This window comes from Brevundimonas sp. AVps4, assembly GCF_058681525.1.
Window position 1 is genome coordinate 25,327 of the sequence record NZ_CM178741.1, and the last position, 26,033, is coordinate 51,359.

The following is a 26,033-nucleotide window of genomic DNA, read 5'->3' on the forward strand; positions in this document are numbered from 1 at the left end:
GGGCTGAACCGACTTAGAAGTTCCAGGTCGCGCCCAGCGAGAAGCCGACGCCCGAACCCTTGGCCTCGCCCCGCAGGTTCGAGACGACCAGGCCGTTGCCATAGACGTCGCGCGTGTCGTTGATCGTGGCCGTGTCGATGTCGATATAGGTCACGGCGCCGTCGAAGGTCATGGCGCCAATCGTCTTGGACAGACCAGCGGCGTAAAGCCAGCGGTCGCCGTCCGGAATACGGGCGGTGCGGTGATCGTCCGAGGTCGGGGTCGGGTCGTAGCCCAGGCCGGCGCGGAAGGTCATCGAGGGGTCGATCTTGTAGTCGAAGCCGATGGCGCCAGTGGTGACGTCGTCATAGTCCTGAACGATGGTCGAACGGCCGTTCGCGCCATAGGTCACGCGGATAGCGTCAAACTCGCTCCAGCCGATCTGGTTGACCTGGGCGTTCAGCGTCAGACGATCGTTGACAGCGTAGCGGGCCGAGACGGTGGCGTACCAGGGTGTGTTGAAGCTGGCTTGGCCGTCGGCCGAGACGTTTGCCGCAGCCAATGCGCCAGTCAGGCCGGAGATGTTCACCGAGCCTTCCAGTTCGTGCTCGATCTTGGAGCGATACGACAGACCCAGGTCCAGCTTGCCGAAGTGCATCTGGGCGCCGGCGTTCCATCCGTAATCCCAACCGTCGCCTTCGAGCTGGTTGCGGCCGTCGGTGGCCGAGGGGATCAGCACCAGCGGTGCAACGCCAGCAACGGTCGGCAGGTTCGGCAGCGCCGACGAAAGAGTCGCCTTGGCGTACTGGGCGTCGAAGCCGGCGCCGATGTCCAGCCAGTCAGTGACCGTCATGGCGGCGACCAGGCTGACGTTGGCCGAACGCAGTTCCGACGTCAGGGCGTCGTAGCGGGCGAAGTCGGGCTGTTCGTATTTGGTGGTGAAGTTGTAGGGCGCCTGGACGGCCAGACCGACGTTGAAGCGGTCGCCGATCGGCATGGAGACGGCGAAGTTCGGCACGATGCCGCTTTCGACGACGTCGTGGACATGCGGGTCGCCAGCCACAACGGTTGAGCCGCTGAGGATGGTGCCGGCCGGGAACGGCGGCGTCGGGGCAGGCAGGTTGTAGCTGAGCGTGGAGCCGGTGTTGTCGACGTCGGAATCCAGGACCAGGCCGTGCATGCCGACATAGAGTTCACGCTGGGTTCCGGCGATGGCGGCCGGGTTCCACCACAGCGACTGGACGCCCTTGTCGGCGCCGACGCCGGCGTTGGCGCGGCCCTGGGCGCGGGTCGATTGTTCCTGGACGTAGAAGGAGCCGGCCATGGCCGGAGCGGCGACGCCGGCCAGCAGGGCGGTCGTCAGCGCAATGCCGCCCACGCGGGCGAAATTCCTGGGAGTCATAAAAGCCATTCCTATAGTTCAGCCCCCGCCATTTAAGCGGCGGTGGGTATTCGGGGAGGTCGATCGCACGGCAGCGCTTTCGTCAGGAAAACGTTGCATGCGTGGCGGGTCTCCGCCCGGAAACGGGCGAAACTGTGTCTGAAAAAGCCCACATGATCACACCGGCGAGAGGTTACGCCGGGGCAGGTTCATTCGGATGAACGACAGTGTCGCGCAATACACAGTCATTCTTTCCGCAACGGAAGGAATCCTTGACCGCCCCACATTCGCCTTGCGTATCCGTGATAGGATCGCCATCTGAAGCCGCTTCCGTCGCCGAATAGAGCCCCATGTACGAAACGCCCGAACTGGAAACCGACGCCCTGGTCCGCTCCAGCGCCATCCGCATCCATCAGGCGGAGGATTTCGAAGGCATGCGCAAGGCCGGGCGTCTGGTGGCCGAGGCGTTGGACATGATCACGGCCCATGTGAAGCCGGGCGTCACGACGGGCGCGATCGACGACCTGATCCGCGAATTCACCCTGGACCACGGGGGCCTGCCCGCCTGCCTGGGCTACAAGGGCTATGAGAAGACCGTCTGCACCTCAATCAACCACGTCGTCTGCCACGGCATCCCCGGCGACAAGGTTCTGAAAGAGGGCGACATCGTCAACATCGACCACACCGTCATCGTCGACGGCTGGCACGGCGATTCCAGCCGCATGTATGCGGTGGGCGAGATCAATGCCCGGGCCAAGAAGCTGATCGACGTCACCTATCAGTCGCTGGAGCTGGGCCTGGAGCAGGTCAAGCCGGGCAATACGTTCGGCGACATCGGCTTCGCCATCCAGAAGTTCGTCGAGGCCCAGCGGATGAGCGTGGTGCGCGACTTCTGCGGCCACGGCATCGGCCGCGTCTTCCACGACAGCCCCAACGTCCTGCACTATGGCAGGAAGGGCGAGGGCGCCGTGCTGAAGGCCGGCATGTTCTTCACCGTCGAGCCGATGGTGAACCTGGGCAAACCCCATGTGAAGGTCCTGTCCGACGGCTGGACCGCCGTGACCCGCGACAAGTCCCTGTCGGCCCAGTGCGAACACACCATCGGGGTGACGGAAGACGGGCTGGAAATCTTCACCGCCTCTCCGGCAGGACTGTTCCGCCCGAACTGAGCGGGCGAGAGCCACGCCGCCTGCGCACAGGCTCTATCCTCTTCGATGTCGTGACGCTAGGTTGCCGCCGCACAACCGAAGAGCACGACGATGAAGACGCCTTACGCCGCCGCCGGCTTGTTTCTTCTAACGCTCGGTTGCGCTTCGGCCGACAGGTCTGAGGTCGAGCGAGACCGACCCGCCGACGATCGCCAGACGGCTGCTCGGCGATGCGTTCCTTTGGAGACAAAGGCTTGGTTCAGCTGTTGGGTGTCCGCCTCGAACGCCCCGCTGACCCATTGCGTCGCCTACGCTGAGGACGACCCCGCCTGCGGGCTGAAGGCGCGGGGGGGCGCCTATCTGAGCCGCGGGGCGCCGAGCGACCATGCGGGCGCCGCAGATTGGTCGGGCGGCTGGATGCTCATCCCTGTTTTTGCGGATGAAGAGGGCCGCGTCGGAATGGCGGCCACGCGGATGGATGGAACACGCTATCTGAGCCATCACGACCAGTCGCCGCCCCCGACGGACGCGCCCCTTCCCCCGCGGTGGCCGCGTTGGCCTGCGGGGCTGGAGTTCGGCCCCGAGCAGACCAAGCCCTGATGTCGGAGACGGACGAAGCGGCCGGGGCGCCGGGCCGAACCAAGTCGTCGCCGCGCCACAGCGGTCATCGCGACCGGCTGCGCGAGCGGGCCGCCAAGGGTGGTCTGGGCGCCCTGCCCGACTATGAGCTGCTGGAACTGCTGCTGTTCCGCAGCGTGCCCTATAAGGACACCAAGCCGCTGGCCAAGGATCTGCTGGCGCGGTTCGGCGGGCTGGAGGGCATCGGCGCCGCCAGCCACGAGGCGGTCGAGGATCAGGTGGCGCGTTCCCTGGGCTATGCGCCCGGCAAGGCGACGCGGGCGGTGGCGCTGGACCTTCAGCTGATCTTCGACGTGACGCGGCGGATCGCGCGCGAGCCGACGGCGAAACGGCCCGTCATCTCGTCCTGGAGCGCCCTTCTGGCCTATGTGCGCGTGGCCTTGCAGCACGAGCCGCGCGAGCAGTTCCGCGTCCTCTACCTGGACAAGAAGAACCAGCTGATCCTGGATGAGGTCCAGAACAGGGGCACGGTGGATCACGCGCCGGTCTATCCGCGCGAAGTGGTGCGTCGCGCCCTGGAGCTGTCGGCCAGCGCCCTGATTCTGGTGCACAACCACCCTTCCGGCGACCCGACGCCCAGCCGCGCCGACATCGAGATCACCAAACAGGTTGTGCAGGCCGGCCGCGCCCTTAATGTCGAGGTTCACGACCATCTGGTCGTCGGCCGCGAAGGGGTGGCCAGCTTCAAGCAACTGGGTCTGATGTGATGATCAATCTGTCGCGCCGCAGCCTGATCGCCGCGTCCGGACTCGCCGCTGCGGGGGCCGCAGCCGCTGGATCGGCCTTGGCCGAAGCGGCGCCCGTCGTCATGGCCTCGACCTGGGACTTCGGCGCGGCGGCCAACGCCGAAGGCTGGAGGGTGCGCCAGAGCGGCGGCTCGGCCCTGGACATGGTCGAGGCGGCGGCCCGCGTGCCCGAGGCGGACCCGACCAACGCCTCGGTCGGCCTGGGCGGCTATCCGGACAGGGACGGCCATGTGACCCTGGACGCCGTGATCATGGACGACGCCGGCGGTCTGGGCGCCGTCTGCGCCCTTGAGGACGTGGTTCACGCCGTCTCGGTCGCGCGCCGTGTGATGGAGAAGACCCCGCACGTCATCCTGGTCGGGGCCGGCGCGCGGGACTTCGCCCTGTCAGAAGGGTTTGAGACGACGAATTTGCTGACGCCCCAGGCCGAGGCCGCCTGGCGCGAATGGCTGAAGACCGCCCGCTACGCCCCGCGCGCCAACAGCGAGAACGACGACTGGCGCCGGGCCGGCGCCGGCGGGGTTCTGGATCATGACACCATCGGCGTCCTGGGCCGCGACGCGACCGGCCGCATGGCCGGGGCCTGCACCACCTCCGGCATGGCGTTCAAGATGCGGGGCCGCGTGGGCGACAGTCCGATCGTGGGCGCCGGTCTGTTCGTCGACGGCGAGGTCGGCGCCGCCACGGCGACCGGGGTGGGTGAAGAGGTGCTGCGGGTCTGCGGCGCCCACGCCGTGGTCGAGGCCATGCGTCACGGAATGGACCCGGCGACCGCCTGTCGGCAGACGATCGAACGGATCGCCCGGCTGCGGGGGCAGGCCGTCGCCGAGGCCCAGGTCGGGCTTCTGGCCCTGACCAAGGCGGGGCGCGTCGGGGCCTTCGCCCTTCAGCCCGGCTTCACCTACGCCGTCACACGCGCCGACGGGGCGACCGAAATCTTGAACGCCGAAAGCCTGTTCGGATGAACCGGCCGACCCTGAACACCCAACGGCTGGTGCTGACGCCGGTCGATCTGGCCGACCTTGAGGACCTGCAAGCCCTCTGGGCCGATGCGGACTTTACGCGCCACATCACCGGCCGTCCCATGACCACCGAGGAGGTCTGGTTCCGCCTGCTGCGCGACCTGGGCCAATGGGGCGTAAGGGGCTACGGCAGTTGGACGATCCGCCTGGTCGAAGGCGGCGCCTATGTGGGCAATGTCTCGATCCTGGATCATCGACGGCTGATCGATCCGCCGATCGACGATCCGGAACTGGGCTGGGGCCTGGCGCCCGCCTTCCAGGGACGGGGCTTTGCGAAAGAGGCCCTGGAGGCGGCCCTGGCCTGGGCCGACGCCCATCTGAGGGCGGCGCGGACCCTGTGCATGATTTCGCCCGACAATCCGGCCTCCGTTCGCCTGGCCGAGCGGGTCGGCTACCGCCCCTATCGGCGCACCACCTATAGGGACGAGCCGGTTCAGCTGTTCGAACGACCCGGGGGTGCGAACTGGGCGCGAACTGAGCGCGAACCGGGTGCAGGCTGACCGAACCGGCCCCGCCGTAGTCCGTCGTTAAGGTTTATGGGGCAGTCTGACGCGACCAGATCGAAGGCCCGCCCATGCCCATGTCCGTCGAAACCTTGCGTCGGCATCTGATCGACGCCTTTCCCGACGCGGAAATCGCCATCGAAGACCTCGCCGGGGACGGCGATCATTATCGCGCCCGCATCGTTTCCAACGCCTTTGCGGGCCTGGCGCGCGTGCGCCAGCATCAGTTGGTCTACGCCGCCCTGAAGGGACAGATGGGCGGCGCCCTGCACGCCCTGGCCCTGGAAACCTCAGCCCCGTCCGACAAGGGGTGATCGGATGCGCTATCGTCCCTTCGGCGCCTCGGGCGCGGCGATTTCCAATCTGACGCTCAGCTTCGGCCCCGGCTGCCTGGCGCGGGGACGCGAAGCGGCGCTGGACCTGCTCTACTCGGCGCTTGAGGCGGGCATCAACGCCTATCGGCTGGAGACCGCCGATTCCGTTCTGGCCGAGATTCTGGGTGAAGCCCTGTCCCACGTGGACCGCAAACTGGTGTGCGTGGCCCTGACCCTGGGCGCCGACCGCGACTTTTCGGCCGAAGCCATGACCGCCGCCCTGGATCGCGTGCTGCACTTCTCGCGCCTGGGGTGGATCGACATCGCCATCCTGCAGGAACCGGGGGAACACGAACTGTCGCAACAGGCGCTGAACGCTCTGAAGGCGGCGCGGGCGGCCGACCGCGTCAAACTGCTGGGCGTGGCGGGTTCGGGCGACGTCATGGACGCCTATATCTCCACCGGCGCCTTCGACGCCCTGGCGACGCCGTTCGACATCAATGCTGACTGGAAGCGGCGCAACCGCCTGCGCGCCGCACGCGAACAGGACATGGCCGTCATCGCCTATGACTTCTACACCGACCGTCGCGCCCGGCCGCGCGGCCCAGAGACCGTCGCCAAAAAGGGCCTGTTCGGTCTGGGCGCGCCCAAGCCGCCGCAACGTTCTGGCGGACCGGACGCCTTCGGCTTTCTGTATCGCACCCCCGGCTGGTCGGCCGAGTCCATCTGCCTGGGCTATGTGCTGACTGAGACGACGATCTCCAGCGTCATCGTGCGCGCCACCGACCCCGACCATCTGCGGATCTTGGCCGAGACGCCCGAGCGCGATCTGCCGCCGTCCCTGGCCGCCCAGATCGAAATGGGTCGCGTCGCCGCCTCGGCCGCGGCCTGACGGGCCGCGTCAGAACCGCGTCGGTTCGCCGCGCCTTGACCCGGCGGTCCCCTCTCCCTAGCTGACGGTCTTCGCGAAAGGCTTCTCCCGTGACCGACACCGTTTCCGCCGACCCCGTCCACGCCTTCATCAGCGACACCGTGAGCCAGCACGACGTCGTCCTGTTCATGAAGGGCACGCCGGACCAGCCGCGCTGCGGCTTCTCGTCCCTGGCCGTGCAGATTCTCGACCATGTGGGCGCGCCCTTCGTCGGCGTCGACGTCTTGCAGGACGAGGCCCTGCGCGAAGGCGTCAAGACCTTCACCGACTGGCCCACCATTCCCCAGCTTTATGTGAAGGGCGAATTCGTCGGCGGCTCGGACATCGTGCGCGAGATGTTCCAGGCCGGCGAGCTTCAGGCCCTGATGGCCGAAAAGGGCGTGGCTCTGGACGGGGGCGCGGGCGAGGCCTGATGGCGCGTCCCACCCTGACGCCGCGCGAGGATCGTGAGGTCTTCGTCGTCCCGCTGGAGGTCCGACCCGACCATATCGACGCCAACGGCCATGTGAACAATGTGGTCTATGTCGGCTGGCTTCAGGACGTGGGCACGGCCCACTGGAACGCCCGGTTCGACGAAGAGACGCGGGCGCGCTGGTCCTGGGTCGCCCTGCGGCACGAGATCGACTATCTGCGGGCCATAGAGCCGAATGCGACCGGCGTCGCAGCCCGGACCTGGGTCGGCGATCCCCAGGGGCCGCGGTTCAACCGCTATGTCCGGATCGAGGACGGCCAGGGCCGGCTGTGCGCCCAGGGCGTGTCCGAATGGTGCCTGGTGGACGCCGCCACCTTGAGGCCGCACCGCATCCCCCCGCCGATGGTCGCCGTCTTTTCGACGACGACCGAGGCGACGGCTATTTCAGCGGATTGACGATGCGGGCCGGGGTTCCCGGCTCCAGACCCAGTTCGGCATAGGTCCAGCGCAGTTCGACCCCGTCGGGAACCAGGGCCTTGCACAGGTCCTGTTTGGTCCGGCGCAGGGTGATTTCGGTCGGATCATTGTCGGCGATCGACACTTCGAAATCCGACGCCTGGGTGCAGCCGTTGGAATCGACCCGCGCCACCAGGGCGCCGTCGGCGAAGCGGGCCTCGCGAATGGCCTCGGCCGGAGGCCCGTCCTTGCGCGAGACGTTGACCGAGACATTCTCGCCGGCCTCGCTGTCATAGATGACGCAGCCGGCCAGCAGCGGTGCGGCCAGGGCGCCGACCGCCAGGATACGCAGCCCCCGCATCATTGGTCGGACGCCGGGGTGGTGATGACCCGGGTGGTCGGCTTTTCGGTCGAAACGATGATGCAGCCCGACAGCAGCGGGGCGGCGATGGCGATGGCGAGAGCGAGACGAAGCATTGGTGTTCCCCAGTTGAAGCTTGAGCCTTTTGTGACGCGCTCACCGCCGCCACACACGTGAATTTTCGGCAAGCCAGGTGAACAATCGGAAAGGTCGGGCTTGATCCGCTTCGAAACAGACATAGTTGCAGTCGCCGCCCACCGGACCTGCCCGCCATGAGCCGCCTCTTCTCGCCTCACGCCCTCGGCCCCCTGACCCTGCGCAATCGCATCGTCGTGGCGCCCATGTGCCAGTATTCCGCGATCGACGGCGCGCCCCAGCCCTGGCACCACCAGCACATCGGCCGGCTGGCCCTGTCCGGCGCCGGCCTGGTCATCATCGAGGCGACGGGCGTCACGCCCGAGGGCCGCATCACCCCGGACGACGTCGGCCTGTGGAACGACGAACAGGCCCAGGCCTTCGCCGACATCCTTCGCGGCGTGCGGACCTATTGCGACACTCCGATCGGGATTCAGCTGGGCCATGCGGGACGCAAGGCCTCGACCGCCGCGCCGTGGAAGGGGGGCGGCCCTCTGGCGGCCGAGGACGGAGCCTGGACCACCTACGGCCCCTCGGCCCTGCCCTTCCGCGAGGATTGGCATACCCCGTTGGAGATGACCGAGGCCGACATGAACCATGTGGTCGCCGCCTTCGAGGCGGCGGCGCGCCGGGCGGACCAGGCAGGCTTCGACCTGGTCGAACTGCACGCCGCCCATGGCTATCTGCTGAGCGAATTCCTGTCACCCCTGTCGAACCGCCGCACCGACGCCTACGGCGGCTCGGCCGAGAACCGGGCGCGCTTTCCCCTGCGCGTCGCAAAGGCCTTGCGCGAGGCCTGGCCTCGGACCAAGGCCCTGGGCGCGCGCTTCAACGGTTCGGACTGGGTCGAGGGCGGCGTGGCGCTGGAGGAGGCCGTCGCCTTCGGCCAGGCGCTGCACGGCTTGGGTTACGACTATCTGCACCTGTCCTCGGGCGGCAACGTCCCCCGCGCCCCGATCCCCGGCGACCAGCCCGGCTATCAGGTCCGCTTCGCCGAGGCGGTCAAACAGGCGGCGCCCCAGGCCAGCGTCATGGCCGTGGGCATGATCTTCGATCCCCACCAGGCCGAGGCGATCGTCGCCTCGGGACAGGCCGATCTGATCGCGGTGGCCCGCGCCGTGCTCGACGATCCCAACTGGGCCCATCACGCCGCCGTCGCCCTGGGTCAGGACGAAGGTCTGCCGCCCCAGTACGAACGCGCCGGCAAGGCCCACTGGCCCGGATACGGCCGCTGAGGGCCGATCAGGTCTGGGGCAGCTGATAGGGATTGTTGACGCTGACGGGGGAGCCGGGCGCCAGGCCCAACTCCTCGAACGACCATTTCAGCTCGACACCGCGGATCGAGGGCTTGTCGCAGGTGTCCTCATCGATCCGGCGCAGGGTGATGATCGCGTCCCCGCCCTTGATGCTGACGATGGGGATCAGATCCTCCTTGCGGGTGCAGCCGTTGGAGCTGACCCAGAAGACCGCCTGGTCCTTGGTGAAGGCCGCTGCATGGATCGGCTCCAGGGCGCCGGGCATGCCGACGGTCGAGACGGTCGGCCCGTCGAGACCGCCCGCACAGGCGGCCAAGCTCGCCGATGCGGCGGCGATCAAAGCCAAGCGTTTCATGATGGAGTCGTGCAACGGACGACCTCCCCTGCCTCAAAGCCTGAACCGGCCGAGAATGCGCCTGTTCGCTCCTTGAGGGAACAGCATAAAAGGCGAAAGGCCCCGGACGAATCCGAGGCCCTCCAAACTGAACACTTCAAAGGGACGACCAAGGGGCTCAAGTAGCCCGAAGGGCGATAGCCCCCTTGAAGAAAGCTTCGTAAGCTCCGCTTACGAAGCGTAGTATTCGACGACCAGGTTCGGTTCCATCTTGACGGCGTAGGGCACGTCCGACAGTTCCGGCACGCGGACGTAGCGGACGGCGAACGAACGGTCCGACAGTTCCAGATAGTCCGGCACGTCGCGTTCCGACGACTGCTGGGCTTCCAGCACCAGGGCCATGTTGCGCGACTTTTCCTTCACCGAGACGACGTCGTCGGGCTTCACGCGATAGGAGCCGATGTCGACCTTCTTGCCGTTGACCAGGACGTGGCCGTGGCTGACGAACTGGCGGGCGGCCCAGACGGTGGGCACGAACTTGGCGCGATAGACGATGGCGTCCAGGCGCGATTCCAGCAGGCCGATCAGGTTTTCCGAGGTGTTGCCCTTGCGGCGAGCAGCCTCGTCATAGGTCTTGGCGAACTGCTTTTCGGTGATGTTGCCGTAGTAGCCCTTCAGCTTCTGCTTGGCCTTCAGTTGCAGGCCGAAGTCAGAGACCTTGGACTTGCGGCGTTGGCCGTGCTGACCGGGACCGTAGGAACGCTTGTTGACCGGAGACTTGGCGCGACCCCACAGGTTTTCACCCATGGCGCGGTCGATCTTGTATTTGGCGCTGTGGCGCTTGGACATTCTATTCTCTTTTCGACGATGCGGCCCGGCGTCCCCTGAATTGGGGATGCGATCTCAACGGCGGTCCACGCATCTTCCGTCATGAATCCCGCCTGCGGCGAACCGAGGCGTGGAAGGCGGCGCTTATGGCCATGCAGGCCGTCCGAGTCAAGTCAGACAGGCCGTTAAGCACGATGGCGGGGAACCAAGCTGGGCCTCGCTTCTTTCCTGTTCCGACGCAGACCGCCGAGGAGAAGGGAGGATTGAAATGCGAACCGACGCCCCGCGCTTTCAGGCCGGCCTGTCCGACCGCGGGTTCGAGACGCTGAAGCGCCGACTGGTTGATCTGGTCGAGCCGCTCAGCGACCACCAGCTGCTGGATCTGGCCGACGGCATCCACGACCTGCTGCGCCAGCGCCGCACCGTGCGCCGCCATCACGCCGAGCGGATGAACGACCGGCTGCGCGACGGCCTGCCCATCTGACGAAAACACCCGCCGGAGGTCTCTCCGGCGGGTGTTCGTTCGGCTTGCCTAAGCCCGCCGTTATTGGGCGACCGCGGTGGCGTACAGTTCGTTGACCTTATTCCAGTTCACCACCGTCCAGAACGACTTCAGATAGTCGGCGCGGCGATTCTGGTACTTCAGATAATAGGCGTGTTCCCAGACGTCGGCGCCCAGAACGACCTCGCCCCGCTCCTCGACCACATCCATCAGCGGATTGTCCTGGTTCGGGGTGGAGGTGATCTTCAGCTTGCCGTTCTGCACGATCAGCCAGGCCCAGCCCGAGCCGAACTGGGCGGCGCCGGCGGCGTTGAAGTCTTCCTTGAACTTGTCCATGCCGCCCAGGTCGCGGTCGATGGCGGCGGCCAGCTCGGCCGAGGGTTCGCCCGTCTGACCCGCCGGGGCCAGCAGTTCCCAGAACAGGCTGTGGTTCCAGTGACCGCCGCCGTTGTTGCGCACGGCCTTGGGCGCGGTCGAGATGCTGGTGAAGATCTCTTCCAGAGTCTTGTTCTGAAGCGAGGCGTCGGCGTCGACCGCCTTGTTCAGATTGTCGACATAGGTCTGGTGGTGCTTGTCATGGTGGAAGGTCATCGTCTCCTTGTCGATGGCCGGCTCCAGCGCGTCATAGGCATAGGGCAGCGGGGGCAGGGTGAAGGCCATGGGGAGTTTCCTCTCGCGACAGATTTCCGATACGCCTCATCTAGGCGCCCGTTCGTGAAACCCAAGCGACGACGCCTGGATTCGTTCCGACTTATCGGCCGGGAACGGTCAAGCTGGCAAGTTGGACTTCAGACAGTCGCGCACCGCCCGCTTCAGATCGCCCGGCGCATTGGGCTCGTCCACCCCTTCCGCAGCGAGGACCGCCCGCACGGCGGCGTCCAGCCCGCCCGGCAGGGCGGCGATCACGCGCTTTTGCCCCTTCTCATGCAGGCAAAAGCCCACCTCGCGGCACAGGGCGGAAAACATCGGCTCATAGGGATCGGGGGCGTTCATGCCGTCCCTCTAGCACCGGGCGCCGAGCGGGGACAGCGCGCCTTAACCCCTCAGCCGCGCGGCGTGGAAGGCGATGTGGTCGGCGATGAAGCTGGTCATGAAGAAGTAGGAGTGGTCATAGCCGGGCTGCAGCCGCAGGGTCAGGCCCTGGCCTGCGGCCTCGGCGGCCGCGCGCAGCAGTTCGGGCTTCAGCTGGTCGGTCAGGAAGCTGTCGGCGCCGCCCTGGTCCACCAGTATGTCGTCATAGACACCACGCGCGGCGCCGGCCTCGATCAGCCTGGCGGCGTCGTGGCGGTCCCATTCGGCCCGGTCCTCGCCCAGATAGGCGGTGAAGGCCTTTTCGCCCCAGGGGCAGCGCGTCGGCGAACAGATGGGGGCGAAGGCGGAGACCGAACGGAACAGGTCCGGATGGCGCAGCGCCAGGGTCAGGGCGCCGTGGCCGCCCATGGAATGGCCGCTGATCGACCGGACGCCGGTGGTCGGGAACTCCGCGTCGATCAGGGCGATCAGTTCGTCCGTGACATAGGTTTCCATGCGGAAATGCGGCGCCCAGGGGTCCTGGGTCGCATCGACGTAGAAGCCCGCCCCCTGGCCCAGGTCATAGGCTGGGTCGTCGGCGACGCCTCTTCCCTCAAGATCGGGGCCGCGCGGGCTGGTGTCCGGCGCGACGATGATGAGGCCGTGCTCGGCGGCGGCCCGGTAGGCGCCGGCCTTGGTGGTGAAATTATCCTCGGTGCAGGTCAGGCCCGACAGCCAGATCAGGACCGCGAACGGCCCCTCCCCGCCCGGAACGAAGACCGACAGGGTCATGGGCGTGCCCGTGGCCGCGCTGTCGTGTTTCAGATAGCGGAGCGTGCCGCCATGGACGATGTGGGTCTTGGTGGTTTGGAGGGTCATGCGACGCTTTCCGGCAGGCTCAGGAGACGAACATCCATGTCATTGACGGCGCCCAGTTTGCGAGCGAGCTTGCCATCGGCGGTGATGAGCGCCAGCCCCTGCCGTCGCGCCGTCACGGCATAAAGGCAGTCGATCATGGAATGGTTGAGGTCGCAGGCTAAGGTGAAGGCTTCCGAAATCAGCGCTCGGTGATCGGTCAGATCGACGACCTGCCGAAGGATGGACAAATTCTCTGTCGCGGACGACGCCTGCAATTCGCCACGAACGACATAGCGACGAAAGACATTGGCCGCTTCCATCAGCATCAGGTCCGGCGCAACGGCCGGGCCGTGTATTTGGCGCGCCTCGATCGCGGCGTCAGCCAGCGGATCGTCGATGAACCATTTGACGACGACGCTGGCGTCGAAGACAGCGCTCACAGATCGCGGTCTTCGCGGATCAGAGCCGTGGAGTCGAGCGCTGAGCCTCGCGTTTGCTCGCGGGATCGTCGAGAAGCCGCCTCGAACCGCGCCTCGACGTCCATGGCCTCGCGCGCGGCCATGTCCCTGAACTTCTGCTCTAGGGAAATGTTCTCCGCCTTCGCCATCATCTTGAGACGGGCGACGATATGGTCGTCGAGATCGCGAACCAGAACCTGAGCCATAAGTCATGATAGCATAGCGCTATCACGACGCCAACGCCTCACCCAGGCCGTTCAGCCGACCCGGTGCACGGCGCAGATCTTGTTGCCCGACGGATCGCGCAGATAGGCCAGATACAGCTTGCCGAACGTCCCCTGGCGCAGGCCGGGCGGGTCTTCGATCGCGGTTCCGCCGGCCGCCACGCCCGCGGCGTGGAAGGCGTCGGCCGCCGCCTTATCCTTGGCCGCAAAGCCGATGGTGCCGCCGTTGGCGTGACAGGCCGGTTCGCCGTCGATCGGCTTGCCCACGGCGAAGGCCCCATGGGCCGTGCGCCACCAGTAGCGGCCCTTCGGATCAGGCCCCTGAGCGGCGTCGACGCCCAGCGCGCCGAGCGCGGCGTCATAGAAGCGGCGCGACGCCTCGACATCGTTGGCGCCGACAGTGACGTGGGTGAACATGCGTCTCTCTCCCTGAACTAGAACACCACCACCGACCGGATGCTCTCTCCGGCGTGCATCAGGTCGAAGGCCTCGTTGATGCGCTCCAGCGGCAGGGTGTGGGTGATCATCGGGTCGATCTCGATCTTGCCGTCCATGTACCAGTCGACGATCTTGGGCGTGTCGGTGCGGCCGCGCGCCCCGCCGAAGGCGGAGCCGCGCCAGACCCGGCCGGTGACCAGCTGGAACGGGCGGGTGGCGATCTCCTTGCCCGCCTCGGCCACGCCGATGATGATGCTCTCGCCCCAGCCGCGGTGGCAGGCTTCCAGGGCCTGGCGCATGACCACGGTGTTGCCGGTGCAGTCGAAGGTGTAGTCGGCGCCGCCGCCGGTCAGTTCGACCAGATGGGCGACCACGTCGGAGACCTCTTTCGGATTGACGAAATGGGTCATGCCGAACCGACGGCCCCACTCTTCCTTGTCGGGGTTGATGTCCACGCCCACGATCATGTCGGCGCCGACCATCTTCAGCCCCTGGATGACGTTCAGGCCGATGCCGCCCAGGCCGAAGACCACGGCGTTGGCGCCCGGCTCGACCTTGGCCGTATTGACCACCGCCCCGACGCCGGTGGTCACGCCGCAGCCGACATAGCAGGCCTTGTCGAAGGGGGCGTCCTTGCGGATCTTCGCCACCGCGATCTCGGGCAGGACGGTGAAGTTGGAGAAGGTCGAGCAACCCATATAGTGGGCGATGGCCTGACCCTTGTAGCTGAAGCGGCTGGTGCCGTCGGGCATCAGACCCTTGCCCTGGGTGGCGCGGATCGAGGTGCAGAGATTGGTCTTGCGCGACAGGCACGACTTACACTGGCGGCACTCGGGCGTGTAGAGCGGGATCACGTGGTCGCCGACGGCGACCGAGGTCACGCCCGGCCCCACCTCGACCACCACGCCCGCGCCCTCATGCCCCAGGATCGAGGGGAAGATGCCCTCGGAGTCCAGACCGTCCAGCGTATAGGCGTCGGTGTGGCAGATGCCGGTGGCCTTGATCTCGATCAGCACCTCGCCGGCGCGCGGCCCCTCCAGATCGACCTCGACGATCTCGAGCGGCTTCTTGGCTTCGAAGGCGACGGCGGCGCGGGTTTTCATGGCGGGGGCTCCTTGGTTTGCGCCTGTGTGTCACGAGGGGCGCCGCCGACGCTAGCCCCGCGCCGAAAACGCCACTCAGATTTTTTGAGTGCACTTTCGTGCAGATTCTTGAGATTTACTCGCAAGTGCGCGCGACATTCGATGTCTATCGCGCAACCACGCCAAGATCGGACGCAGGCTGACCGTCGGCGTCGAACGCGCTAATCAGGGTCATGACCCATCGCAACCTCGTCGTCCTGACCGGAGCCGGCATATCGGCCGAGAGCGGCGTGCCCACGTTTCGGGCGTCAGACGGCCTGTGGTGCGGGCACAGGGTGGAAGAGGTGGCGACGCCGGAGGGATATGCGGCGAACCCCGCCCTGGTGCAGGACTTCTACAATCAGCGACGGCGGCAGTTGGCGGAGGTCCGGCCCAATGCGGCCCATGTCGCCCTAGCGGAGCTGGCCGCGCGGTGGGAGGGGGATTTCCTGCTGGTCACGCAGAACGTCGACGATCTGCACGACCGGGCCCATGCCGAGACGCCGCCCGCCGCCGGGTTCGAGCTTATCCATATGCACGGCGAACTGCTGAAGGCGCGCTGCACCCGCTCGGGCGTGGTGATGGACTGGGCAGGGGACATGGCGGCGGACGAGCCTTCCCCGCATCATCCGCAAGGGCGGATGCGGCCCCATATCGTCTGGTTCGGGGAGATGCCGCTGCAGATGGAGCGGATCGAGGCGGCGCTGGCGGCCTGCGACCTGTTCGTCTCCATCGGCACGTCGGGGGCGGTCTATCCGGCGGCGGGCTTCGTGCAGTCGGCGCGCTACGCCGGCGCACGGACGGTCGAGATCAATCTGGAGCCGACGCAAGGCGCGCGCCTGTTCGACGAGGGGGTCTATGGTCCTGCGACCGAGGCCGTGCCGGCCTTCTTCCGCGACCTATAGAGCTGAAAACGACGGCCGCATCGCTGCGGCCGTCGATCTCTGGATCAAGCCTGATCAGGCCAGGACGACGATGGTGACGCGCCGGTTCTGCGCCCGGCCTTCGGGGGTGTCGTTGGAGGCCACCGGCTCTTCCTGACCATAGGAGATGGTCGACATCCGGTTCAGGGCCACGCCCTGGCGGTTCAGGAAGCGGCGCACGGCCTCGGCCCGCTGCTCGCCCAGCTGGTCGTTGTGCTCGGGCGTGCCGGTGGAGTCGGTATAGCCCTGGATCTCCAGATAGACGTTGCGGTTCTCGCTTTGCAGACGCTGGGCGAACTGGGCCAGACGTTGCTCCGCCTCGGGCGACAGGGCGGCGGCGTCGGTCGGGAACTTCACGGAATCGTCGGACAGGACGACCTGATAGAGGAACTTGCCTTCCGCCAGCTTGTGGGCGTCATTGGCCCGTTGCAGGGCCTGGCCCGCCGTGCCCTCGACCTGGGTCACCCGGTTGTCCACCACCTCGACCTGATCACGCACGAAACGATGGCTGGCGCAGCCGCTGGCCGCGAAGCCCATCGCGACGAGGGCGCCGCCGAGGACCGCCGTCCTGAGTTTCGATCTGCTCAAGTTCATGTCTCCTTCTTGCTGGGGGCGCCACGCCCAGTTCATGCGCCAGATGAAACTGCGGTAGGCGACAAGGCGGAGTAATGACGCGCTTTAGGCGGCAAAATGTCAGCTTAGCCGTTCCATCTCGGCTCGATCTGCACGATTTTCAGCTTAAAACGGAACCAGAAGGTGCGTTGTTACGTTGGCCCGCCAGCAGGCTTCGCCGTATGGCGGACCCTCTGGACTATCGCTGATCTTGGACAGCGACCAGTTGTATTCGCGCCCTCGCCACCTTCCTGACGCGACTGAATGTTTTCAACAGGCGGTGGTGATTTTTTACAGGGGTTCGTCGCGAATGACCATGCGAACGACGTCTCACATCGCATCACGGATCAGCGATTGAGCCCCGCGGCGAGACGGCGACGGGCCCTGGCGGTCGCGCCTGTGGTGGTCGGCCATGCGGCCCTGGTGCTGATGATGACGGCCGTGCGACCCGAGCCGCCGGCCCGGCCGACGCCGGAGCCGGCGATCCTGGTCGAACTGGTCGCCCCGCCGCCGCCGCCGCCCGCGCGCGTCCCCGCGCCGGACCCTTCCCCGACGCCGGACGCCCCGGCTGCGGCGGCCGAGACGCCCGCCCCGGCCAAACCCGCCCCGCGACGCGCGCCCCCAGCGGTCGCGGCGGCGCGGCCGCGCAAGATCGTCGACCGGCTTCCGCCCGATATCGAACCCCTGCCCGCCGCCCCCGCCCCGCCGGGACCGCCCCTGCCCCTGTTGGGCGCAGCCCAGCTGGCGGGCGCCGCGACGGTCGGCGCCGGTCCGGGCGGAGGGGGCGGCGATGGAGGCGGCGGCGGGGGCGGGAACGGCGGGACGGGATCAGGCCCAGGCTCCGGCGGCGGGTCCTGCGACATGGTGCGCTGGGTCCAGGACGCCGTGCGCGACGACGCCGCCGTGCGTCGCGCCGTCATCGCCGCCAGCCGGGAGATGAACGCCGCCGGCCGGGCCATGCTGGTCTGGAACGGCGACTGGCTGCAAAGCCGCAACCAGACCGGCAAGGGTCTGGCCGGGGTGCGCCAGGCCATTGCGCTGGAGGTCGCCTTCGCGCCGGCCGAGTGCCGAAACCAGCGGATGACGGGCCTGGCCGTGCTGACGCTGGAGGACGGCGCCGAAGGGGCGCGGATCGCCCTGGGCAAGGGCAGCTGGCGCTGGTCGGACCTGTTGGGGGCGGGCTAACGATTTTTCTTTCGTCATCCTCCGGCAAGCCTCGCCTTCGCGGCGCAGACCGGGAGATGACGAAAGAAGAACAGGTTAGCCGCGCGGTCCGAACAGGATGATCCCCGCCCCGACCAGACAGACCGCCGCGCCGATCATATCCCAGCGGTCGGGCGTCGTCTTTTCGACCATCGCCATCCAGACCAGAGAGGCGCAGATATAGACCCCTCCATAGGCGGCGAAGGCCCGGCCCGCCGCATCGCTGGGAACCAGGGTCAGCAGCCAGGCGAAGGCAATCAGACAGACCAGACCCGGCGCCAGCCACAGCGGCGAGCGATCCAGCTTCAGCCAGGCCCAGAAGGCGAAGCAGCCACCGATCTCCGCCAGCGCCGCCAGCGGGTAGATCAGCAACGCCTTCACTCGGGCGTTTCCGGCTTCTCAGCTTTCGCCGCCCGCTCGGCCGCCAGCTTGGCCAGCACCCGGCCTCGCCCCCGAGCCAAGGCGTGGATGGCGCCGCGCATGGTGGCGACCTCCTGTTCGGAGAAGGCGGCGCGGCCCAGCATGACGCGCAGGTTCTGGCTCATCGAGCGCTTCTTCTCGGGCGGATAGAAGAAGCCGCCGTTCTCCAGCTCCTCCTCCAGATGTTCGTACATGCCGATCAGCAGGTCGTTCGACGCCGGCGGCTCAGCCTCGCGGAAACGGGGCGGCGGGGCGTCCAGGATCAGGGTGCGCCACTCATAGGCGTTGATCGCCACCGCCTGGGCCAGGTTCAGCGAATGGTGCTTGGGGTCGATCGGAATGGTGACGATGCCGGCGCACAGGGCGATGTCGGTCGTCTCCAGACCGGCGCGCTCGCCGCCGAACAGCAGACCGGTCTTCAGGCCCGAGGCCGTGTCGTCATAGAGGACGCGGCCGGCCTCGCGCGGGGTGCGGACCGGCTGGCGCGTCTCGCGCGGGCGGGCGGTGGTGGCGAAGACGGTGTTCAGATCGGCGATGGCCCCGGCGACGCTCTCGAACACCCGCACCCCCTCCAGAACCCAGTCGGCGCCCGAGGCCGTGGCCCAGGCCCGCTCCTGCGGCCAGCCGTCGCGGGGGCTGACCAGACGCAGATCGACAAGGCCGAAGTTCGCCATCACCCGCGCCACTGCGCCGATGTTCTCGGCCATCTGCGGCTTGTCGAGGATGACGGCGGGGGGAGTGAGGTCGGACATTCGATGCACATACTCTTTCCGCTCATCCCGGCGAAAGCCGGGACCCAGTGCTTTCGCATCTCCAACGGCGCCTTAATGCGTCGGACGAAAGGTCGAGCGCCGCTTTCAAGATCGAAGCGCCCAAAGGTCTGGGTCCCGGCTTTCGCCGGGATGAGCGGATAACCAGGTTCAGTCCTCGCCGACCAGGGCCAGCCAGGGATCGGCGGTTCCGGCCTCGACCTCGGCGACCTTGACGGCGGGCCAGCCGATGGAGGCGTCGGCCGAGGCGGTCCAGGCGGCGGCGATGAAGTCGCGCAGCTCGGCCGCGCCCGCCGCCAGCCGTTCGTTGACGAAGGCCGCGCCGCGCGGATCGCTGTCGCGGAAGGCCCCCGCCTTCTCCAGTCGGTAGAAGGGAACGACCGTGCCGAGCGTCGTCGTCAGATAGGCGACGGTGCGCGCCTTGACGTCGAAACCCGTCAGATCGGCGGCGGGCATGGCGGCCTCGACAGCGTCCAGGCGGGCGACGCGGCTGGTGAAGGCGCCTTCGAACAGGGCATGGGTCTGGCGCGAATTGGTGAAGCCTTCCGGGTTCGGAAAATCGCCCCAGCCGTTGTAGTGGATCGTCGTATGGTGCGGCTGGGAGCCGTCGCCGACATAATGGCCCATCACCCCGATGTCGCGCAGGATCAGGGCCTCGCGGCGGATGCGGTCGGCCCGGTACCAGGCCTGGCGCTCCATGTTCGTCTCGCGCTTTTCGGCGGCGTTCAGCACGCGCCAATAGGCGAAATCGCGGCCCAGGTTCTGCCAGGCGTCCATCATGGCGTAGGGCAGATAGCCGGCGTCGTCGACGTCCAGACCCGCCTGGGTCAGGGCGGCGTCATACTCTGACTTCAGACGCGGCAGGGCGGTCAAGCTCATGCCGCGCTGGTCGAAGACCCGCCCCTGATCGTCCAGGTCGATGAAGTGGGCGGTGTCGCGCTCGCGGTCATGCGGCTGGCCCGCGCCCTTCCACCGGTCGGGCTCGCGCGCCAGTTCGCCGACGTCGGCGACGGCGCCGGGGGTCTTCAGAAAGGCGGGCAGGTCGTCCGGCAGGGCCCGCATCGCCGCCACCCCGATCAGCCGGTGCCCCGTATTGCCCCAGGCGTCGACCTGGACGGCGGGGACGGCGACGGCGAGGACCGCCAGGGCGGCGATGGCGAGACGTTTCATACGGGTGATCCTTGCGCAGATCACGACCGTCTAACGCATCCTTGATCGGCTCTCCAGCCCGACGGGGTGGCGATCGTGGCGCGAACGCCTAGGTTAAGCGGGCTCCCCGCCTTCTTGTCCCTTTCAGGCTCCACAGTCGCGGGCGAGCGACGACGTGATTGCGTCGTCGTCGTCGATGACGGCTTTCGTGGACGCCAGATCGAAAGGACCACGCATGTTGCGCGCGCCCCGCCTCGCCCTTCTCGTCTCCGCCGCCGCCCTTCTGACGGCCGCAGGCGCCCAGGCCCAAACCGCCACGCCCTATCAACCCGCCGGCCAGACGACGCCGACCCAGGCGGCCCCGGCCGATCCGAACGATCCTTCGACCTTCACCGACGAAGAACTGCGCAAATACGACGCGGCCATCACCCGCGTCCGCGCCGTCAGCGACACCCTGAACGGCGCCCAGCCGACGCCGGAACAGCAGGCGGAAATGGCCGCTGCGGTTCAGGAGTCAGGGCTTGAGGTCGTGCGCTTCAACGCCATTTCGCGCGCCGCTGCGGACAATCCGGTGATCGACGCCCGGATCAGGGCCATGAAGGCGCCGCCGCCCGTCCCCGGCTCCGTCGCCGCCGGGGTGAGCGAGGCCGAACTGACCCAGTTCGTCCAGGCCATGGAGAAGATCCGCGCCGTCACCGCCACTGTGCAGAACGGCCAGGCCACGCCGGAACAGAGCGCCCAGCTGACCGCCGCCGTCCAAGGCTCGGGCCTGGCCGTGGACCGTTTCAACGCCATCGCCGCCGCAGTGTCCCAAGATGCGGGGCTGCGCGCCCGGGCCGAACTGATCGGCGCCCGCTATCAGGCCGCCCAATAGGGCTCAGGATGCGACGGGTTCGTCCTCGGCCGCCGGGACGGACGGACCCGCCTCGTCCTCGTTCAACAGCCGGCCCTCGCGGCGCGGCTTGATATAGGGGGCCGGCTGCGGCGTCGGCATGTTTCCGCGCATCAGCTGGCGGCCCGCCGTAATGCCGCCGGTCAGTTGCAGGTCCAGCCGTGCTTCGTCGCGGCGGCGCACGTCGCCGATGGTCTCGGCCGCCTCATGCTCGTCCATACCCAGTTCGACCAGGGCGCGTTCACCGAACTTCAGGGCGGATTCGAAGGTCTCGCGGATCTGATAGTCCACTCCGGCCTGGATCAGCCGCATCGAATGGCCCCGGTCGAAGGCGCGGGCCATGATCTTGGTGGTCGGGAACTCGGACTTGACCAGTTCGACGATCCGATCGGCGACCTCGGGCTTGTCCACGCAGACCAGGACGATCTCGGCCTCATCGGCGCCGGACGCCCGCAGCGTATGCAGCTGGGCGCCGTCGCCGTAGTAGACCTTGAACCCGAACTGGGAGGCCGCCTGGATCATCTCGACGTCGTTTTCGATGATCGAGACGTCCACGTCGCGGGCCAGAAGGGGCTGGGACACCACCTGGGCGAAACGGCCGAAGCCGATGATCAGCACCTGGCCGCGCAGATCCTTGGCGAATTCCACGCCGTCCGCATCTTCGGCCGACACGGTCGGCTTGGGCAGGAGACGCTGGGTCAGCAGACTGGTCAGCGGCGTCAGGGCCATAGACAGGATGACGATGGCCGACATCATGGCCCCGACCTGGGCGTCGAACAAACCGGCCGTCACCGCCGCGCCATATAGGACGAAGGCGAACTCGCCGCCCTGGGCGAACAGGGCCGCGCGTTCCACCGCCTCATGGTGCGAAGCCTTGAACAGGCGGGCGACGGCATAGATGCCCAGAGCCTTCACCGCCATGAAGGCGACCACGCCGCCGACGACCAGACGCCAGTCGGCGACCACCACCGACAGGTCCAGCGACATGCCGACGCTGAGGAAGAACAGGCCCAGCAGAATGGCCCGGAACGGCTCCACATCCGCTTCCAGCTGATGGCGGAAGCTGGATTCCGACAGCAGGACCCCCGCCAGGAAGGCGCCCATGGCCATCGACAGACCGCCCAGGGACATGGCCCAGGCGGCGCCGACGACGACCAGCAGGGCCGCAGCCGTCATCACCTCGCGCCCGCCGTAGCGCGCCAGAAGACGGAAGATCGGATTGACCAGATATTTGCCGGCCAGCAGCACCCCGCCGACCGCCGCCACCGCAAAGCCGACGGTCTGCCACAGGGGCGGCGCCTGTTCGTTCGCCACGCCCAGGATCGAGGCCAGGACGGCGACGACGGCCAGAAGCGGCACGATGGCGAGGTCTTCGAGCAGCAGGATGGAGACCGCGCGCTGGCCCGGTCCGCCCGCGATCGCGCCGCGCTCTTCCAGCATCTGCATGATGACGGCGGTGGAGGACAGGACGAACCCCATGGCCCCGACGAAGGCGACGGGGGCGGAGAAGCCCGCCAGCATGGCAGTGAGAGTCAGAATGAAGCCGCAGAACAGCACCTGGGCCGCGCCCAGGCCGAAAATCTCTTTCCTCAGTCCCCACAGGCGTTTGGGCCGCATCTCCAGGCCGATGATGAACAGGAAGATGACCACGCCGAACTCGGCGACGTGCAGAATGGTCTCGGGCTCGCGGAACAGCTTCAGGCCGAACGGACCGATGGCCAGGCCCGCCGCCAGATAGCCCAGCACCGAGCCCAGGCCGACCCGTTTGAACACGGGCACGGCGATCACCCCCGCCGCCAGCAGCGCCGCCGCCGCCCCCAAATCCAATCCCGACGCCGGCTCGGCCATGCTGCACCCTTGAAGCTCAGCCTCCATTGTGGGGAGGCTCGCCTCAGATTGCGAGATGGCGCCGAGGACACAATCATTGTTCGACGAACGAACGGCGGCCGAGGCGCCACAGTTTCGCCCCAGCCCGCCCGCCGAGTGACGCAAACACGTGAGGGAGGAACCATGTCGCGTCTCTTCAGGATCACCGCCGTCGCCGCCCTGGGGGTGTCGCTCGCCGCGCCGCCGATGGCGCCCCCCGCCTTCGCCCAAGCCCGAGCCCAGGCCCGACCCGCATCCTCGGGCAAGGCCCTGGACGGCGAGCCCACCCCGGCCGCCTGCGCCCCCTTCGGCTTTCGACTGCCCCAGACGCAGCGCGAGGTCGCCCGATCCTTCGCCACGCCGATCGTGGTGACGGGCTCGCGGATTCAGGCCAATGGCGCGCCAAGCGCGCCGCCGCCGCCTCCGCCGCCTCCGCCGCCTCCACCGCCTCCCCCGCCTCCCCCGCCGGCGCCTGCGCCGCCCGCTGTGACGACAGGCAGCGTGGGCGTGACCGGGTTTCGGGTTTCGCCGATCACCCCGGCGCCCGCGCCCGCCGACACCGAACGCTACCCCGATGCGACGCCCAATCCGGTGAAGCGGACCAGCGATCAGCCGGTCTCGACCTTCTCCATCGACGTCGACACGGCCTCCTATTCGAACGTTCGGCGCTTCATCGACGAGGGTCGTGCGCCGCCCAGGGACGCCGTGCGGGTCGAGGAGCTGATCAACGCCTTCGACTATGACTACGCGCGGCCGACCAGCCGGAGCCGGCCCTTCGCCATCACGACGGCGGTCGCCGCCTCGCCCTGGGCGGAGGGGCGTCAGATCGTGCACATCGGCCTGCAAGGCTATGAGCTGCCGCAGGGCGAGCAGCGCCCGCTGAACCTGACCTTCCTGGTGGACGTCTCGGGTTCGATGAACAGCCCCGACAAGCTGGACCTGGCCAAGAAGGCGATGAACCTGGCCATCGACCGGCTGCGCCCCCAGGACAGCCTGGCCGTCACCTATTACGCCGAAGGCGCCGGCACGACCCTGGCCCCGACGTCGGGAGACCAGAAGCTGAAGATGCGCTGCGCCGTCGCCAGCCTTTACGCCTCGGGCGGCACGGCGGGGGCGACGGGCATGACCAACGCCTATGATCAGGCCCAGGCGAACTTCGCCCGTGACAAGGTCAACCGCATCCTGATGTTCACCGACGGCGACTTCAACGTCGGCGTCACCGATGACAAGCGGCTGGAGGACTATGTCGCCGACAAGCGCCAGACGGGAATCTATCTGTCGGTCTACGGCTTCGGGCGGGGCAACTATCAGGACGCCCGGATGCAGGCCATCGCCCAGGCGGGCAACGGCGTCGCGGCCTATGTCGACAGTCTGCGCGAGGCCCGGCGTCTGTTCGGGCCCGCCTTCGACAAGGGCGCCTTCCCCATCGCCGACGACGTCAAGATTCAGGTCGAGTTCAACCCCGCCCGCGTCGCCGAATGGCGGCTGATCGGATATGAAACCCGGCTGCTGAACGAGGAAGACTTCGCCAACGACCGGATCGACGCGGGCGAGGTCGGTTCCGGCGCCAGCGTCACCGCCCTCTATGAAATCACCCCCGTCGGCGGCGCGACCCAGGTTCCTGAGCGGCGCTATCCCGACAATCGGATCGGGATCGGCGGCGGCGATCCGAACGGCGAGATCGGCTTCATCCAGATCCGCTACAAGCAGCCGGGCCAGAGCCGGTCCGAGCTGATCCAGCAGCCCCTGACCAACGCTGCGACCGGCCCCGTCGGCGCCCAGCCGCCGGAAGCGACGCGCTGGGCCTTGGCCGTCGCCGCCTTCGGTCAGAAGCTGAGGAACGACCCCTGGATGGCGGCCGACTACGGCTGGGATCAGATCGTCGAACAGGCCCAGGGCGCGCGCGGCGACGACCCCTACGGCGACCGGGCCGAGTTCGTGCAACTGGTCCGCGCGGCGAAGGACCTGCCGCCTTCCCGGACGCCGTAAGGCCGGAACCGCGATGCGCGCGACGGGTTTTCAGCGCGACAGTCAGACAAGGAAGACCCGTCATGAAGATCCGCGACGTGATGACCCGCGACGTCCATCTGGCGCGCCCCGGCGATACGATCCAGGCGGTGGCCGAACGGATGGCGCGCGGCGACTTCGGCTTCGTGCCCGTCGCCGAAGGAGACCGGCTGATCGGCGCCGTGACCGACCGCGACTTGGTGGTCCGCGCCTTGGCCGCCGGGGCCGCGCCCACCGCCCCGATCGTCGAATACATCACGCGCGATCCGCACACCGTGCTGGACACCGATGATCTGAAGTCTGTGCTGGACCTGATGGCCTCGCGCCAGATTCGGCGCGCGCCCGTGGTGGACAAGCACGGCCGCATCGTCGGCGTGATCTCCCTGGGCGACCTGTCGACGCGGGTGAAGGAGCGGTACGCCGGCGAGGCCCTGGAGAGCATTTCGCGTTAACGCTGTCCGCTCACGCGACGCTAAGGCGAACCGTTCATCCTTACCCGGCTGAAACGGCCGGAGGACAGCCATGGCGCGCGCGCAGTTCCAGAAGGGGCAGAGGGTCTGGGTCGAATGCGTCGGCGCCTGGGCCACGGTCGAAAAGGTCCAGCCGGTCTGGGCCAAGGGGTTCGAAGAGCCCGTCCGCGTCACCTATGACGTCGGCCTGGGGCGGGAGTTCGCCGCCTCCGAACTGATGACTGCGGCCGAGGACGCCGCGAGCCGCGACCTGGGCGTCTGGCGCGTGCTGCGCGCCCGCAACAAGTGGCAGGCCGAGGAAGACTGTCTGCACCACCCTCAGCCCGGCACCTATCCCGTGGTCGTCACCGACACTGCCGACTGGGGCGGCTGGCGCGTGCCCGGCGCCGAATACGACCGCGATCCGCAACGGATCGAGTTTCAGGCGCGCCTGATCACGGCGGCGCCCCAGCTGATGCGGCTGGCCGAAAGCCTGATCGCCCTGGCGGCGGAGGCGCCCGAAGACGCCCCGCCCGCCGTGCTGGACTTGGCGCGCCAGGCCCGCAGCGCCCTTCATCCGGTTGTGACCGTGGCGCAGGAGGCGCAGACGTCGCCGCAATCCCCAGCCGTCGCCGCCTGACGGGTCAGAAACCGTTAACCAAGTCTCGACAGAAATCCGCGACGC

General features: G+C 67.8%; 33 protein-coding genes. 17 read left to right on the forward strand and 16 right to left on the reverse strand.

The genetic code is table 11. The features are described from left to right. Nucleotides 1-13 precede the first annotated feature (13 nt). Nucleotides 14-1,390, reverse strand: a complete 1,377-nt coding sequence (locus ACW178_RS00095; protein ID WP_492024746.1) for an OmpP1/FadL family transporter — start codon at nucleotides 1,388-1,390, stop codon at nucleotides 14-16. 320 nt (nucleotides 1,391-1,710) lie between these two features. Here ACW178_RS00095 and map point away from each other — a divergent pair, with 320 nt between their 5' ends. The 9 genes from map (at nucleotide 1,711) to ACW178_RS00140 (ending at nucleotide 7,531) form a co-directional block, all read left to right on the forward strand. After that, the gene (gene map, locus ACW178_RS00100) at nucleotides 1,711-2,529 is read left to right on the forward strand and encodes a type I methionyl aminopeptidase (protein WP_191558482.1); all 819 of its coding nucleotides are present in this window, start codon (nucleotides 1,711-1,713) and stop codon (nucleotides 2,527-2,529) included. Nucleotides 2,530-2,778: 249 nt separating this feature from the next. Then, entirely contained in the window at nucleotides 2,779-3,108 is a 330-nt protein-coding gene (locus ACW178_RS00105; protein WP_054763880.1) for a hypothetical protein, read from the forward strand. Further along, a complete protein-coding gene (radC, locus tag ACW178_RS00110; RefSeq protein ID WP_191558483.1) occupies nucleotides 3,108-3,854 on the forward strand; it encodes a RadC family protein in 747 nt (248 codons plus the stop codon). The genes ACW178_RS00105 and radC overlap by 1 nt, the downstream gene beginning before the upstream one ends. Next, nucleotides 3,854-4,858 carry a glycosylasparaginase gene (locus ACW178_RS00115; protein ID WP_191558484.1) on the forward strand — a complete coding sequence of 335 codons (1,005 nt, stop codon included), beginning with the start codon at nucleotides 3,854-3,856 and terminating at the stop codon, nucleotides 4,856-4,858. The genes radC and ACW178_RS00115 overlap by 1 nt, the downstream gene beginning before the upstream one ends. After that, entirely contained in the window at nucleotides 4,855-5,415 is a 561-nt protein-coding gene (locus ACW178_RS00120; RefSeq protein WP_191558485.1) for a GNAT family N-acetyltransferase, read from the forward strand. Before ACW178_RS00115 ends, ACW178_RS00120 begins: the two co-directional genes overlap by 4 nt. Before the next feature lie 74 nt (nucleotides 5,416-5,489). Next, nucleotides 5,490-5,732 carry a BolA/IbaG family iron-sulfur metabolism protein gene (locus ACW178_RS00125; protein ID WP_054763938.1) on the forward strand — a complete coding sequence of 81 codons (243 nt, stop codon included), beginning with the start codon at nucleotides 5,490-5,492 and terminating at the stop codon, nucleotides 5,730-5,732. A gap of 4 nt (nucleotides 5,733-5,736) precedes the next feature. Beyond that, a complete protein-coding gene (locus ACW178_RS00130) occupies nucleotides 5,737-6,624 on the forward strand; it encodes an aldo-keto reductase family protein (RefSeq protein WP_191558486.1) in 888 nt (295 codons plus the stop codon). 89 nt (nucleotides 6,625-6,713) lie between these two features. Then, nucleotides 6,714-7,076, forward strand: coding sequence for a Grx4 family monothiol glutaredoxin (gene grxD / locus ACW178_RS00135; protein ID WP_054763940.1), 363 nt, complete (start codon nucleotides 6,714-6,716; stop codon nucleotides 7,074-7,076). Beyond that, on the forward strand, nucleotides 7,076-7,531 hold the full coding sequence (locus tag ACW178_RS00140; protein ID WP_182714202.1) for an acyl-CoA thioesterase: 456 nt from the start codon (nucleotides 7,076-7,078) through the stop codon (nucleotides 7,529-7,531). The genes grxD and ACW178_RS00140 overlap by 1 nt, the downstream gene beginning before the upstream one ends. On the opposite strand, the gene ACW178_RS00145 is transcribed toward ACW178_RS00140, so the two are convergent. Beyond that, nucleotides 7,515-7,895 carry a hypothetical protein gene (locus ACW178_RS00145; protein WP_054763942.1) on the reverse strand — a complete coding sequence of 127 codons (381 nt, stop codon included), beginning with the start codon at nucleotides 7,893-7,895 and terminating at the stop codon, nucleotides 7,515-7,517. The two genes, ACW178_RS00140 and ACW178_RS00145, sit on opposite strands and share 17 nt — an antisense overlap. Nucleotides 7,896-8,164: 269 nt before the next feature. Here ACW178_RS00145 and ACW178_RS00150 point away from each other — a divergent pair, with 269 nt between their 5' ends. Then, nucleotides 8,165-9,262, forward strand: coding sequence for an NADH:flavin oxidoreductase/NADH oxidase (locus ACW178_RS00150; protein ID WP_054763943.1), 1,098 nt, complete (start codon nucleotides 8,165-8,167; stop codon nucleotides 9,260-9,262). 7 nt (nucleotides 9,263-9,269) lie between these two features. On the opposite strand, the gene ACW178_RS00155 is transcribed toward ACW178_RS00150, so the two are convergent. Together ACW178_RS00155 and rpsD are read right to left on the reverse strand one after the other, a co-directional pair. Continuing rightward, nucleotides 9,270-9,638 carry a hypothetical protein gene (locus ACW178_RS00155; protein ID WP_182714204.1) on the reverse strand — a complete coding sequence of 123 codons (369 nt, stop codon included), beginning with the start codon at nucleotides 9,636-9,638 and terminating at the stop codon, nucleotides 9,270-9,272. 210 nt (nucleotides 9,639-9,848) lie between these two features. After that, nucleotides 9,849-10,466, reverse strand: a complete 618-nt coding sequence (gene rpsD, locus ACW178_RS00160) for a 30S ribosomal protein S4 (RefSeq protein WP_054763944.1) — start codon at nucleotides 10,464-10,466, stop codon at nucleotides 9,849-9,851. 247 nt (nucleotides 10,467-10,713) lie between these two features. Between rpsD and ACW178_RS00165 the strand changes: the two genes are divergently transcribed. Beyond that, on the forward strand, nucleotides 10,714-10,929 hold the full coding sequence (locus tag ACW178_RS00165; RefSeq protein ID WP_054763945.1) for a hypothetical protein: 216 nt from the start codon (nucleotides 10,714-10,716) through the stop codon (nucleotides 10,927-10,929). A gap of 60 nt (nucleotides 10,930-10,989) precedes the next feature. Here ACW178_RS00165 and ACW178_RS00170 read toward each other — a convergent pair whose 3' ends face one another. The 7 genes from ACW178_RS00170 to ACW178_RS00200 all read right to left on the reverse strand — a co-directional run bounded on the left by ACW178_RS00170 (nucleotide 10,990) and on the right by ACW178_RS00200 (nucleotide 15,039). After that, nucleotides 10,990-11,607, reverse strand: coding sequence for a superoxide dismutase (locus ACW178_RS00170; protein WP_287105285.1), 618 nt, complete (start codon nucleotides 11,605-11,607; stop codon nucleotides 10,990-10,992). Nucleotides 11,608-11,715: 108 nt separating this feature from the next. Then, the gene (locus ACW178_RS00175) at nucleotides 11,716-11,940 is read right to left on the reverse strand and encodes a hypothetical protein (RefSeq protein ID WP_152948871.1); all 225 of its coding nucleotides are present in this window, start codon (nucleotides 11,938-11,940) and stop codon (nucleotides 11,716-11,718) included. Nucleotides 11,941-11,982: 42 nt separating this feature from the next. Continuing rightward, nucleotides 11,983-12,837: an S-formylglutathione hydrolase gene (gene fghA, locus ACW178_RS00180; RefSeq protein WP_287105283.1), complete on the reverse strand. Its 855-nt coding sequence runs from the start codon at nucleotides 12,835-12,837 to the stop codon at nucleotides 11,983-11,985. Then, nucleotides 12,834-13,256 carry a type II toxin-antitoxin system VapC family toxin gene (locus tag ACW178_RS00185; RefSeq protein ID WP_182714207.1) on the reverse strand — a complete coding sequence of 141 codons (423 nt, stop codon included), beginning with the start codon at nucleotides 13,254-13,256 and terminating at the stop codon, nucleotides 12,834-12,836. The genes fghA and ACW178_RS00185 overlap by 4 nt, the downstream gene beginning before the upstream one ends. After that, on the reverse strand, nucleotides 13,253-13,480 hold the full coding sequence (locus tag ACW178_RS00190) for a FitA-like ribbon-helix-helix domain-containing protein (protein WP_182714208.1): 228 nt from the start codon (nucleotides 13,478-13,480) through the stop codon (nucleotides 13,253-13,255). Before ACW178_RS00190 ends, ACW178_RS00185 begins: the two co-directional genes overlap by 4 nt. A 51-nt stretch (nucleotides 13,481-13,531) precedes the next feature. Further along, on the reverse strand, nucleotides 13,532-13,915 hold the full coding sequence (locus ACW178_RS00195) for a VOC family protein (RefSeq protein ID WP_228185268.1): 384 nt from the start codon (nucleotides 13,913-13,915) through the stop codon (nucleotides 13,532-13,534). Between the two features lie 17 nt (nucleotides 13,916-13,932). Further along, nucleotides 13,933-15,039 (reverse strand): S-(hydroxymethyl)glutathione dehydrogenase/class III alcohol dehydrogenase, encoded by a 1,107-nt coding sequence (locus tag ACW178_RS00200; protein ID WP_182714210.1) that lies wholly within the window; start codon nucleotides 15,037-15,039, stop codon nucleotides 13,933-13,935. 212 nt (nucleotides 15,040-15,251) lie between these two features. On the opposite strand from ACW178_RS00200, the gene cobB reads away from it, so the two are divergent. After that, complete coding sequence (gene cobB, locus ACW178_RS00205; protein WP_191558489.1) at nucleotides 15,252-15,962, forward strand: Sir2 family NAD+-dependent deacetylase; 711 nt, start codon at nucleotides 15,252-15,254, stop codon at nucleotides 15,960-15,962. A gap of 54 nt (nucleotides 15,963-16,016) precedes the next feature. Here cobB and ACW178_RS00210 read toward each other — a convergent pair whose 3' ends face one another. Further along, entirely contained in the window at nucleotides 16,017-16,574 is a 558-nt protein-coding gene (locus ACW178_RS00210) for an OmpA family protein (protein WP_182714212.1), read from the reverse strand. Between the two features lie 372 nt (nucleotides 16,575-16,946). On the opposite strand from ACW178_RS00210, the gene ACW178_RS00215 reads away from it, so the two are divergent. Then, nucleotides 16,947-17,777: a hypothetical protein gene (locus tag ACW178_RS00215; RefSeq protein ID WP_492024747.1), complete on the forward strand. Its 831-nt coding sequence runs from the start codon at nucleotides 16,947-16,949 to the stop codon at nucleotides 17,775-17,777. Between the two features lie 75 nt (nucleotides 17,778-17,852). On the opposite strand, the gene ACW178_RS00220 is transcribed toward ACW178_RS00215, so the two are convergent. From ACW178_RS00220 to ACW178_RS00230, 3 genes are all read right to left on the reverse strand, one after another. Further along, complete coding sequence (locus ACW178_RS00220; RefSeq protein ID WP_054763955.1) at nucleotides 17,853-18,176, reverse strand: YnfA family protein; 324 nt, start codon at nucleotides 18,174-18,176, stop codon at nucleotides 17,853-17,855. After that, complete coding sequence (locus ACW178_RS00225; protein ID WP_191559160.1) at nucleotides 18,173-18,967, reverse strand: RNA methyltransferase; 795 nt, start codon at nucleotides 18,965-18,967, stop codon at nucleotides 18,173-18,175. The genes ACW178_RS00220 and ACW178_RS00225 overlap by 4 nt, the downstream gene beginning before the upstream one ends. 168 nt (nucleotides 18,968-19,135) lie before the next feature. After that, on the reverse strand, nucleotides 19,136-20,155 hold the full coding sequence (locus ACW178_RS00230; RefSeq protein WP_191559161.1) for a phospholipase C/P1 nuclease family protein: 1,020 nt from the start codon (nucleotides 20,153-20,155) through the stop codon (nucleotides 19,136-19,138). A 214-nt stretch (nucleotides 20,156-20,369) separates the two neighbouring features. Between ACW178_RS00230 and ACW178_RS00235 the strand changes: the two genes are divergently transcribed. After that, a complete protein-coding gene (locus ACW178_RS00235) occupies nucleotides 20,370-21,008 on the forward strand; it encodes a DUF4168 domain-containing protein (RefSeq protein WP_224762319.1) in 639 nt (212 codons plus the stop codon). A gap of 3 nt (nucleotides 21,009-21,011) precedes the next feature. Here ACW178_RS00235 and ACW178_RS00240 read toward each other — a convergent pair whose 3' ends face one another. After that, on the reverse strand, nucleotides 21,012-22,874 hold the full coding sequence (locus tag ACW178_RS00240; protein ID WP_191559162.1) for a monovalent cation:proton antiporter-2 (CPA2) family protein: 1,863 nt from the start codon (nucleotides 22,872-22,874) through the stop codon (nucleotides 21,012-21,014). Between the two features lie 162 nt (nucleotides 22,875-23,036). Between ACW178_RS00240 and ACW178_RS00245 the strand changes: the two genes are divergently transcribed. The 3 genes from ACW178_RS00245 to ACW178_RS00255 all read left to right on the forward strand — a co-directional run bounded on the left by ACW178_RS00245 (nucleotide 23,037) and on the right by ACW178_RS00255 (nucleotide 25,988). Then, entirely contained in the window at nucleotides 23,037-24,881 is a 1,845-nt protein-coding gene (locus tag ACW178_RS00245) for a vWA domain-containing protein (protein ID WP_492024748.1), read from the forward strand. A gap of 62 nt (nucleotides 24,882-24,943) precedes the next feature. Then, entirely contained in the window at nucleotides 24,944-25,351 is a 408-nt protein-coding gene (locus tag ACW178_RS00250) for a CBS domain-containing protein (protein WP_152948888.1), read from the forward strand. 70 nt (nucleotides 25,352-25,421) lie between these two features. Next, nucleotides 25,422-25,988, forward strand: coding sequence for a hypothetical protein (locus ACW178_RS00255; protein WP_054763961.1), 567 nt, complete (start codon nucleotides 25,422-25,424; stop codon nucleotides 25,986-25,988). Nucleotides 25,989-26,033 lie beyond the last annotated feature (45 nt).